Raw genomic sequence first — 11,075 nt, 5'->3', positions numbered from 1 at the left:
AGCCCGCCTGGGCAACTATTCAGAAGGTATCCGGTCGCTCGGATGCCCCGTGATCTGACGCCCTAAACGGCGTTTTGTTCCCGAGCTAGGACGTTGTCGGTGTCATCCATTCCTCGGTCCTCCGCCCTGTGCTCCGGTCCGAGCTGCGCCTGCGCAACCTCGGCCAATGCGGCGGCAAGCGTATCACGACGCACCGGTTTGACCAAGGCGCGGTCCATGCCGCAATCGCGGAAGCTGTCGGGGTCTTCCGCCTCGATCAGGGCGGTCACCCCCACGATCGCCGCGCCTTGCGACGCGCCCTCGGCGCGGATGGCGCGGGTGGCGTCGCGCCCGTCCATCACCGGCATGCTGACATCCATCAAGATCACGTCGAAGGCGCGGGCGCGGGCCTGCGTGACGGCCTCTTGTCCGTTGCGGGCGGCGGCGGTGCGGTGGCCAAGCCTGCGCACCATTTCCAGCATCAACGTCAGGTTCACCTCGTTGTCGTCGACGACCAGAACGTCCCAGACCAGCCCCTCGGGCATCTGCGGTGCGTCGGCAGGCGCGGCCGCCAGCGGGAGGGTCGCTGCGGGCTTTTCCTCTTGGCCCGTTGCGCGCGGCAAGACGATCTCGAACCAAAAGCAACTGCCCTGTCCCGGTGTGCTGTCGAGATGAATCTGCCCGCCCATCCGTTCGACCGCCAGCTTGGTGATGGGCAGGCCCAGCCCGGTGCCGGACGGGCTGGTCCCGGCCATGATCGCGCTGCCCGCCTCGGCCGATGTCTCGAACAGCTGAAAGATCCGCTCCTGATCGCTCTTGGCAATGCCCGGCCCATCGTCGGCCACCGAGACGCGCAGCGTCAGGGGGGCCGCGTCATAAGGGGCTGAGAAGTCGAGGGTGACGGTGATCTTGCCCCCGGCGGTGAATTTCACCGCGTTGCCCACAAGGTTGTAGATCGCCCGCGAAAAGGCGGCCGGATGCCCGATGACACGCTCGCCGCTGCAAGGGCCCGTCAGGGTCAGGGTGATGGTGTTGCCGTTCTCGCGGGCGAAGGGGCGCAATTCGCCGATCACGTCATCGACAACGCGCGCGGGTCGGAACGGTGCCGTGGGTTCGCGCGTGGCGCTGGCGCGGGTGAATTGCAGCACGTCGTTGACCTGGGCCAGCGCGCGCTGACTGCAATCGCGCGCGGTATCGAGCAGGGCCAGATTGTCGGCATCGAACCCGTCGCGTTCGATCAGGTCGAGGGCCGCGATCAGTCCGTGCAGGGGGGTCCGCATCTCGTGGCTCATCGTGGCCAGGAACATGCTTTTCGCCGCCGCCGCACGCCGCGCCTCATCCACGGCCCCGCGCAGGGCACCTTCGGCCTGCACCTGCGCCGAGATGTCCCGCACGAAGGCGATGGCGATGGGCATGCCATCGGCGTCGGTATCAGTCGTCAGGGCCAGTTCGACCGGAAACACGGTGCCGTTCGACCGGATCGCCAGCGTGCGGCGTGATACCCGGCAAGGTGCGTGCCGCGTGGCGCAGCGGCGCATCTCGTCATAGGTCGCGCCCAGTGCGGGCCGCAGCCGGGCGGGCGCGAGCCGCATGGCGTCGATGCCGGTGATCTCGGACATGGGCAGACGGAACATGGTTTCCGCCGCCTTGTTGCACAGCAGCACCCGCCCGTCGAAATCGGTGACGACGACGGCACTGAGCGAGGCCTCATAGGCCTTGGTGATGGTCGAGGCGGCGCGTTCGGCCTCCATCGTGCGCTGTTGCAGCGCGCGGCTCAGCCGGACGGCGAAAAAGCTTGCGACCAGCACAAGCGACAGGAGGACCAAGGTTTCGATGAGGAAAAACAGCCAGATTTCACGCTCGCGCTCGCGCGCCATCTGGGCTTCGATCACAAACACCTGCAGGCCTTGGGTGACAAGGCTGCGCACGAGCGTTTCGCGCTGCCGCAATTCGGCGGCAAAGGCGCGCAGCCCCTCGACATCTTGCGGGGTGAGCTGATCGATCCGGGTCGTCAGATCACGCCGTGCGTCCTGAAGTGCCGCAAGACTTGCTTCGAACTCGGGCGAAAGGTCGATATTGCGCATTGCCGCCGTGAACACGCTGATGCGGCTGTAGAGGATGTCGAACTCGGCCTGCATGGCACGCCAGACCTCCGCATCCACAGTGCCGTCGCCCTCGGACGCGCTGACCAGCGCGTCCGCCGTCGCGATGACGAGCGACATGTGATCGACCTCGAGCTGCGAGACGATCCAGCCCTGATTGTCCGTGTCTGCATCGCGCACCGCGTTCAGGCGCCGGTCAAAGGACGCCGCGCTGAAGATCAGCGCGCCACAAGACAGGATCAACAGGCCAAGCAAGATCACACCACCCAGCCGTGCGCGGTCAAGCCGCGTGGCTTGCCCCCGAAGCGGGCGGGGGCGAAGCGGATCTTTGGGGCCGGCCGGGATCATGCCTCAGCCGACAGTCAGGCCGACCAGTTGCCACACGCTATATGCATAGAGGCTTTCGGCCCGGAACCGCGCGTCACTGTCATAGGGGAACACGATCCAAAGCGGACCCTTGTCGCGGCGGCTGAAGGGCTCGCCGCCGATGCGGTTTGCGATGATCGGCGCCCCGGCCTCGACCACGTTGCGCGGCATGGACACGACATAGTCGTTGACCGCCGCGAAGGTGATGTCGCCCGGGCCCGCGCCGGCAGCTTCCAGCACCGAGGCGACCGAAGGACCGGAAAAGCGCAGCACGCCATCGGTCCAGATCGTCGATGTCTCGAAGCTGATCTGCGGCAGCGCCAGCAAGTCGGCGTCGGTGAAGGCGCGCGCCCCATCGGTCACGTTGCCTGTGATGGTAAGCAATACTTCATCCGCGCGCGCGGGCACGCCCAGCAGCGCGGCGGCGCTGGCCGCGCCTGCGATCTTGATGAAATTCCGTCGAATCATGAAAAACCTCGGCTGGTTGCGGAACTGCGCCCGCTACCTAAACATCCCGACGGTTTTTTTTCTGCTATCGAAAGATAGAGAGGTGTATATTTGGATACAGGTGTTTGCCGCATGCGCATGCAGAGCAGCAAAGGATTACTTGTCAGATTAAAGTGTTTTGCTGCAACTATCGTCAAGATGCCTTTGGTGCGATCAAGCGATCTCCCGTATGCCGAATAGTCGTTCAGCATTCCGGAAGAATCGTTTGGACGTCTGCGCAGGACCTTTGGAGTGAACGAGAGCCATGTTGACACAGTCATCCGATACCGCAAGCAGTCTGAATGTCTTGATCGGCGATGACCATCGCCTGCTCGGCGAGGCGGTCGGAAACCTTCTGCGTACGTCGGCGGGATACTCGGTCACCATCGCGGAGACCTATGAGACCACCATGTCCGCGCTGCAGGCGGGCGGGCATGACGTGGTCCTGCTCGATCTGAAGATGCCGGGGATGAACGGGCTGTCGAGCGTGAAGAACGTGGTCGACAAGGCGGGGTCCGCTCGGGTCGTGCTTTTCACCGGGCAGGTCGACCGCCATTTCCTTAACAGCGCGCTGGAATTCGGGGTGCGCGGCCTCATCCCCAAGACCATGCCGTTGCAATCGTTGCTGAGCGTGATCCAGTTGATCGCTTCGGGTCAGATCTTTGTGCCGATGCAGGGTGTCGACAGCAAGGCGGGACCGGGCGGCGGCGACACACCCTTGTCGGAAAAGGAACATTTCGTCCTGAGCCGCGCCGCCGAGGGGCTGACGAACAAGGAAATCGCCCGCGACATGGCGATCAGCGAGGTTTCGGTCAAGATGCACATGCGCGCCATCTGCCGCAAACTCGAGGCGCGCAACCGCGCCCATGCGGTGATGATCAGCCGCGAGCGCGCCCTGATCTGACGCGCGCGCGGTATGGCACCGCCAGAGGCGGCGCCCGCCAGTGTCAGATGCTGGCCCAGTCGGTGAAGCGCGTCTTGGGCGACTGGGCGCCGTTCGCGCCCGTCTGCTGGATCTGGCCTGAACCGGACTGCTGGCTGCCCTGCTGGGTCGGGGTGGTACCGGTGCCGGCCTGAACCTGCGTCTGAGAGGATTGGGTCGCGCCGATCTGCGCGCCGGGTCGTGGGGTGTTCATGTCTGTGCCTGGTCTGGTGTGGTGCGGGTCTGCTCAAGCCCTGCGACGTTGCGCGGGCAGATGGGGCAGTGCGCCAAGCCGCCGTATCCGTCAAGCATCAAACTGCGGCTCTTGCCCGAGGCTGGAGCGGCATCGGCAAACTGTCGCCTGCAAGACGCGGAAAAGGGCCGCCCCAGGGGGGCGGCCCTTCGGATGTGTCGGGGTCGCGGTCGAAGGGAGGTAAGCCCGCGCCCCCTGTCCGGCGCCTGCCATGACCCACCGGGAGGAGGGTGTAGAGAGGCCGACGCCGAAACCCTATGGCCGGCCTTGCATCGGTTCGGGGCGCGGCGTCGTGTTGGTGCTGGGCGGCAGCGTCGGGTGCACCACCTGCGGGATTTCGCCGGTCAGCGTCCGCAAGAAGGCCGCGATATCTTCGACCTCATCATCCGTCAGATCGGCCCCCAGCTGCGACACGCCCATCACGGCGACCGCTTCTTCCAGCGACCAGACCACGCCCGAGTGGAAATAGGGGGCGGTCAGTTCGATGTTGCGCAGCGGTGCGGCACGGAAGACGTAATCATCCGCAGCCGTTTCCGTGACGGTAAAGCGCCCGCGGTCGCCTTCGGGCAGCACGGCGCCACCGGGGCGTTCCACCAGACCGAAGGGATAGTAATCCTGCCCGCCCATGTTGACGCCGGCATGGCATGCGGCACAGCCCTGGTCGATGAAGGCGTTCAGACCGCGGATTTCCTGTTCGGTCAGCGTTTCGGCACCGTTCAGGAACTGGTCGAAGCGCGAGTTGGGCGTGGTCAGCGTGGCCTGGAAGGCTTCGACGGCGAGGGCGAAATTCTCGAAGGTGATCGGGTCCGCCTCACCGGGGAAGGCTTCGGCGAAGGCGTCGACATAGCCCTGCATCGAATTCAGCGTCTCGATCAGCCGCTCGGGCGTGTTGTTCATCTCGACACCTGCTTGGACGGGGCCCATCGCCTGTTCGGCGAGGTTTGCCGCGCGACCATCCCAGAATTGCGCGATGTTGAAGACGGCGTTGTACATCGTGGGCGAGTTGCGCGGACCCTGTTGCCAGCCATGGCCGATCGAGGTCTCGAGGCCGTCGACACCGCCAAGGCCCACGTTGTGGCACGACTGGCACGAGAACAGGCCCGAGCGCGACATGCGCGGGTCGAAGAACAGCATCGCGCCCAGATCTACGCGCGGGCGGGTGATGATGTTGTTGGGCAGATCGGGCGTGGTCAGCGGGATCGGGTCGAACAACTCGTTGGCATAGGACCGGAGTTCATCATTTGCCAGCACCGGTCCCGCGATCGCGGTCGCCAAGGCCAGTGTGGCTGTCAGGGTCACATGTCTCATGATCGTGTCTCCGATACTCTCGCGTCGTCTTTCGTCCGGAATTGGAACGACTCCAGACATGGATCATTTCGAGGGCCGAATATTTGACATGGATCAACATTGCGTTCTGTTTCGATCCGGCAGGCTGCGGCAGCCTGTCGCCCCACGTGGGGGGCGACAGGCTCCAAGTCCTTTCAACGCCGGTTTCCGGTGCCGATCTGGTCCAGAAACCGTTCCAGCGCGCCATCGTCGCCGAGGTCCGCAAGGTCGGCCTTCAGGGCGTCGAACCGGGCCCGAAGCGCGGTCTTCTCATCGCCCTTGCAGTCGTTCCACGGGCGGCCCTGCAAGGCCATGTGCAGCGCGTAATAGCCGATGAAATGGGGCTGGGTGCCGGCTGAAACCATGGCGCGATAGGCGGCATCCGCACCCATCTGGCGCAGGGCGGTCGCGGTGAGGATGCCCGCGCGTGCCATGGCTTCGGCCTGCGCCGGGCCGATGTGGCGGATCGCGGTGACGGGGTCGGTGTCGTCGCGTGGTGTCTGCGGGTCGGTCATGACCGCAGAATATCAGATGCTGGCCCAATCCTTGAAGCGGATCGGTGCTGGCGGCACCTGTTCGGGTTTCGCGCCCTTGGCGGGGGCGGGGGCGGGTGTGGCCTGCGGGCTGCTCGGCATGGCGGGGTTCCCCTGTCTTTTGCCTGTGGTTGCACAAGCCTGCCGGGGAAATGTGGCCGATACGGACCGGAAATGTGGCGGGACTGTGGCAGACCGTCGGCTTTGTCCGGGCTTGGGGATGGCCATCGGACCAGCATGGACCGAACGCAAGATACGCAAGCAACCGGGTTAGGTCCGATCACCCGCTCGATGTGCCGCTGCACGCTACCGCTACGGTGAAAAAAGCTGGCGACCCGACCATGTGGAAGAGAGACGAGGAGGCGGGCCGCCAGCAGGGTTTTCTCATCATTCGGACAGCGCGGGAAGGAAGGGAGGAGAAACGCGATTACCGTCTGACTGGGTTCAGTCTGTGCGGCAGTGCAGCACGGGGGAAGTGGCAACCGCCTGTCATGCCTCGAGATTTCGCCGATGCCTGATTTTCGGGCGCTCTGCACCGCAGCATGGGGCAGGACGCAGGCGGTTTCGGGACAGGCGCAGGTCCGCCCCGCGATTCTGTCAGGCGGGCAGGCTGTCCAGCACCGCGCCCGCGATCCGGGCGGTATCCGCCCATCCGGGTAGCGCCGCGCCCGCCCGGGCCGAGGACGTGGCCATGGCACCGCGCAGCGCTGCGTCCGACAGCACGCGAAGCAGCGCCTCGGCAAAGGCCTCGGGGTCGTCGATGGGCACCAGCAGTCCTGCGCCTTCGGCCACGGTGTCGGGCACGGCGCCGGTGGCGCAGGTCACGATCGGCAGGCCATGGGCCATCGCCTCGTCAAAGACGATGCCGTAGCCCTCGTAGCGGGTGGCGAGCGCAAAGATGCTGGCCTGCGCATAGGCGCGTCCAAGATCCTCGCCGGGCAGGCGGCCCGCCAGACGCACCCTGTCGCCCAGACGAAGATCGGCATGCAACCGGTCGAGCATGGCGGCATGGTCTGCGTCATAGCGCGTGCCCACGATCATCGCCTGCCAGCCCTCGGGCGGCAAAAGCGCCAGCGCGCGCAGCAAGATGTCATGCCCCTTGCGCGGGTGCTGGATGCCGACCGACAAGATCATCGGCGGATCGGCGGCGGGCATCTTGCCAAGCGGCTTGTCGGTGCCGGGGCGTGCGATGGTGATGCGCGACGACGCCACGCCATAATCCGACACCAGCAGCGCCTTGGTGTGCGGGCTTGGCACCAGCACATGGGCGGCGTGGCGCAGGTTGTCACGCTCGGTCCGGTAAAGGTGGTCGCGCAAGGCAGGCTCCAGCCCGCTTTCATGCGCCAGCGGATGATGCAGCATTGCCACGACAGGCATCGGCAGGGTGGCCAGCACCGCAGTGTCGAGGGAGCCGAAGACCAGCCCGTCGAGGATCAGCGCGCGCGAGGGGTCGATGGCGCGCAGGCGGGCGCTCGCATCGGCCATGTCGCCCGCCGTCGGACCCGGAAAGGAAGACCCGAGCGGGATGTGATCCACGTCGCGTCTTTGCGCGCGCAACCCCTCCAGCAGGCGGCGTTCGTAGATGTAGCCGCCGGTCAGCGTCTCGATATCGCCGGGAATGGCGAAGGCTGTGGGGCGCAAGGTCATGTCAGTTGCTCCGGAGCATAGATGCGCAAGATGCGCACCTCGATCAGGCCGACGCCGGCATAGCCCAGTGCCGAAAGGGCGGCGGTCAGGGCAACGGCGCTCCAGAGCAGATTGTAGTCCGACACCGAGGCTGAAATCGCCATCATGCTGCCCAGTCCCGCGCCGGTCGCCAGCCATTCCACCACGGTGACAGCCAGCACCGAGGCCGGCACCCCCATGCGGGCGGCGGCGAAGAAGGCGGGCAGCATCGCGGGGATGCGCACCCGGATCAGGCGCTGCAACCGGCCCGCGGCATAGCTGTCGAAGACGTCGATGACCTGTCCCGGCGCCTGTTTCAGCCCGTGGATGCAGGCCACCAGCGTGGGAAAGAACACCATGACCGCGACCAGCACGATGGTGCCAAGCGCGCCCCGCCCCAGCAGCAGCACGATCAGCGGCGCAGTGGTCACGATCGGCACGGACCGCAGCGCGATGGCCAGCGGCATGGCCGTGCCCGCGACGGCGGGCGCCAGCACGAACAGGATCGCCAGACCCGCCCCCGCCGCCAGCCCCGCAAGATATCCGGGCAAGAGGAACACCGCCGTCTCCCCCAGTGCCGCGCCAAGGCTGGCGCGGGCCATGGCGGCGTTGGGGGCCCAGATCAGCGCGCGTGCCACATCCTGCGGCCCCTTAGCAAAGAAAGGGTTGAGGTCAAAGACCGCGATGGCCCCCCACCACAGCACAAGAATGGCCACAGCCACGCCCGCCAGCGACAGGAGCAATCGGCCGATCCCCGCCTCGGCCCCTTCCGCGCGGGGTGGCGCAAGGATGATCGGCGGCGCATCTTGCAGCACCCGGCGCGCGATGGCCCCAACGGCCAGATAGGCCGCAACCGCCACCGCCGTGGCCACTGTCGCCAGCGCCCATGTCATCTCTACATCCAGCGCGCGCATGGCGCGGATGGTCAGCACGCCCATGCCGCGCTCGGCGCCGGTGAACTCGCCCACCATGGCCCCCAGAAAGGCGGCCGGGGCCGCGATCTGCAGGCCCGCGAACAGATAGGGCAGTGACGCCATCAGCCGCACATGGATGAGCGCGGACACCCGGCCGCGCCCGTAGCTGGCGATCAGGTCGAACCATGTCGCGGGTGCCGCACGCATGCCGACCAGCAGAGGGATCAGCGTGGTGTAATAGACGGCGAGGGCCGCCAGCACGATCTGCGGCCCGTCGCCGGGGCCAAAGATCACGCGCAAGATCGGCCCGGTCGCCACCAGCGGCAGGCAAAACACGACCAGCGCCACACCTGTCACGATGCGCTGGCTCGCCGGAAAGGCCAGCGCGATCCCTGCCAGCGCCAGCGCAGCCAAGTTGCCCAGCACGAAACCCGCCGCCGCATTGCCCAGTGTCTCGGCCAATGCGCGACCCATCAGGCCGCGGTTCTCGATCAGCCAGGCCAGAACCTGCGAGGGTGCGGCGAGCACGAAGGCGCCCACCAGCGCGCGCGCCGCCAGTTCCCAGCCGAGCACGACCAGCAACAGCCCGATGGCCGTTCCCCGTCCCGACCCACCTGTCGCCGGGGCGGCGTAGCCAGCGACCGCGCTCACTGCGCGGCCAGCGGCCGGTCGCGCAAGGCGCCAGCCTGCGACAGCGCGGCAAAGACCGCGTCGACATGGGCCGCGAAGCCCGGTTTGCGCGCATCCTCGGGCGCGCGGGGGCGGGGCAGGTCGATGGCGATGTCCGCCACCACCTCGGCCGGGCGGGGCGAGAGCACGATGACCCGGTCCGACAGCATCACCGCCTCGGTCACCGAATGGGTGACAAGGATCGTGGTCGTCCCCCGTGCCTCCCACAGGCGGGGGAGGTCTTGGGCCAGTTGCTGGCGCGTCAACTCATCAACCGCGCCGAAGGGTTCATCGAGCAGCAAGAGCCGTGGCTCGGTCGCCAAGGCCCGCGCGATGGCCGCGCGCTGGCGCATGCCGCCCGACAGTTGCGCAGGCCGCGTGTCGGCAAACCCCTCCAGCCCCACCAGCGCGATCAGCTGGTCGATCGCGGCGCGGTCAACTGGGCGGCGGGCAAGCGAAAGGGCCAGCTCGATATTGCCTCGCACGCTGCGCCACGGCAGCAGCGAGGGGTCCTGAAAGGCGACGGACAGCCCCGCCTTTCGCAGCGTCTGGGCGGGCGGCTCGCCGCCGATCTCGATGGTCCCTGCGCTGGGCGTCTCGAGCCCGGCGATCATGCGCAGCAAAGTGGACTTGCCGCAGCCCGAGGCCCCGACAAGCGCGGTGGTCTGACCCGCCGCAAACTGGATGTCCGTCGGCCGGACGGCATCCACGCCGCCCGGCCATGTCTTGGCCAGCCCGGCGCAGATCACGCCGGGGGGGCCATTGATCTCAGGCGCCATGGACCTCTTCGAGGATGGAGCGATCCCACAGGTCGGGCGTCACCGTCCGACCGAGAAGCGCAAGGGTTTCGATATTGGCGGCCACGGTGTCATCGGTCCACCAGCCAAAGCCATTGGCGTCCGTCAGATCCGAGAACATCAGCGGCACCTGCCTTGCGGCCTGCATCTGCTGCGTCGGCAGATCGAGACCAGCATCGGGATACAGCTCCAGCGTCAGGGCGGCGGCGGCGTCGGTATCCTCGCGGTAGGCGTTCCAGCCGCGCACCTCGCCCCGCATCAGGCCCACCAATTCCGCGCGGCGGTTGGCCAGACTGTCCTCGGTCGCGATGTAGGTCTGGGAATGCAGCGCATACCCGAAATCGGCCATCAGCATGGTGACGCTTTCGATGCCCTCGATGGCCATGGCAACCGGCAGGTCGGTTTCCCAGCACAGCAGGCAATCCACCTCACCGGCCAGCATGGGCTGGGCGGAATATTGCGTCGGCACGATCTCGATGCCGCCGATGTCCACGCCGTTGAGCGTGCACAGCGCCTGCAGCACGGGTGTGTTGGCCAATGCCATGCCGATCCGCTTGCCGACCATGTCGGCGGGCGTGTTGACCGGGTTGGCGGGCAGCGAGGCGATGACAAAGGGGTTTTTCTGCATCGCGACGCCAAGGATCTTGAAGGGCGCGCCCTGTTCCACGGCGGCGGCCGTGTAATCTGCCGCCGAAATGCCCACCAGCGCGGTGCCCGACACGACCGGCGGTTCCACCGGCGCGTTCGGCCCGCCCGGCAGGAGCGCCACGTCGAGGCCTTCTTCGGCCCACCAGCCGCGCGATTGCGCGATGTAGCTGCCGCCGAATTGCGAGGAATGCAGCCACGACAGTTGCAGCGCGACAGAACTCTGCGCGCGTGCGGCGCGGGGTGTCAGGCCAAGGGCGGCAACGCCAAGGCCGGCGGCACCGGTGGCCATCAGGCCACGGCGGGTGAAGGTGGGATATCGGGTCATGTCGTTCTCCTGTTCGTGCGGCAAGGCTAAGGTGTCTGGGTGGCTTGGCAAGGGCGGCGGGCCGTTTCGTCGCGGTGGGTTGCCCTTTTC

At 66.8% G+C, this 11,075-nt stretch carries 10 protein-coding genes; 1 reads left to right on the top strand and 9 read right to left on the bottom strand.

What is annotated here, in order from left to right; all coding sequences use genetic code 11:
• Positions 1–62 precede the first annotated feature (62 nt).
• Positions 63–2,429 (bottom strand): hybrid sensor histidine kinase/response regulator, encoded by a 2,367-nt coding sequence (locus tag C7455_RS04955; RefSeq protein ID WP_109665999.1) that lies wholly within the window; start codon positions 2,427–2,429, stop codon positions 63–65.
• Positions 2,430–2,432: 3 nt separating this feature from the next.
• A complete protein-coding gene (locus C7455_RS04950; RefSeq protein WP_245904215.1) occupies positions 2,433–2,915 on the bottom strand; it encodes a putative pterin-binding protein in 483 nt (160 codons plus the stop codon).
• A 283-nt stretch (positions 2,916–3,198) separates the two neighbouring features.
• On the opposite strand from C7455_RS04950, the gene C7455_RS04945 reads away from it, so the two are divergent.
• On the top strand, positions 3,199–3,837 hold the full coding sequence (locus C7455_RS04945; protein WP_245904214.1) for a response regulator: 639 nt from the start codon (positions 3,199–3,201) through the stop codon (positions 3,835–3,837).
• A 43-nt stretch (positions 3,838–3,880) separates the two neighbouring features.
• On the opposite strand, the gene C7455_RS04940 is transcribed toward C7455_RS04945, so the two are convergent.
• The 7 genes from C7455_RS04940 to C7455_RS04910 form a co-directional block, all read right to left on the bottom strand.
• Positions 3,881–4,069 carry a hypothetical protein gene (locus C7455_RS04940; RefSeq protein ID WP_109665997.1) on the bottom strand — a complete coding sequence of 63 codons (189 nt, stop codon included), beginning with the start codon at positions 4,067–4,069 and terminating at the stop codon, positions 3,881–3,883.
• A gap of 294 nt (positions 4,070–4,363) precedes the next feature.
• Positions 4,364–5,416, bottom strand: coding sequence for a cytochrome-c peroxidase (locus C7455_RS04935; RefSeq protein WP_211315434.1), 1,053 nt, complete (start codon positions 5,414–5,416; stop codon positions 4,364–4,366).
• 173 nt (positions 5,417–5,589) lie between these two features.
• Entirely contained in the window at positions 5,590–5,949 is a 360-nt protein-coding gene (locus tag C7455_RS04930) for a TfoX/Sxy family DNA transformation protein (RefSeq protein WP_109665995.1), read from the bottom strand.
• A gap of 615 nt (positions 5,950–6,564) precedes the next feature.
• Positions 6,565–7,614: a glycosyltransferase gene (locus C7455_RS04925; protein WP_109665993.1), complete on the bottom strand. Its 1,050-nt coding sequence runs from the start codon at positions 7,612–7,614 to the stop codon at positions 6,565–6,567.
• A complete protein-coding gene (locus tag C7455_RS04920; protein ID WP_211315433.1) occupies positions 7,611–9,197 on the bottom strand; it encodes an ABC transporter permease in 1,587 nt (528 codons plus the stop codon). The genes C7455_RS04925 and C7455_RS04920 overlap by 4 nt, the downstream gene beginning before the upstream one ends.
• Positions 9,194–9,994 carry an ABC transporter ATP-binding protein gene (locus tag C7455_RS04915; RefSeq protein ID WP_109665991.1) on the bottom strand — a complete coding sequence of 267 codons (801 nt, stop codon included), beginning with the start codon at positions 9,992–9,994 and terminating at the stop codon, positions 9,194–9,196. The genes C7455_RS04920 and C7455_RS04915 overlap by 4 nt, the downstream gene beginning before the upstream one ends.
• Positions 9,984–10,985, bottom strand: a complete 1,002-nt coding sequence (locus C7455_RS04910; RefSeq protein WP_109666202.1) for an ABC transporter substrate-binding protein — start codon at positions 10,983–10,985, stop codon at positions 9,984–9,986. The genes C7455_RS04915 and C7455_RS04910 overlap by 11 nt, the downstream gene beginning before the upstream one ends.
• Between the last annotated feature and the right edge of the window lie 90 nt (positions 10,986–11,075).

This window comes from Roseicyclus mahoneyensis, from assembly GCF_003148775.1.
Lineage (GTDB): Bacteria > Pseudomonadota > Alphaproteobacteria > Rhodobacterales > Rhodobacteraceae > Roseicyclus > Roseicyclus mahoneyensis.
Note: the sequence above shows the minus strand (reverse complement) of the source record. Positions and strands in the feature narration are given on the sequence as shown.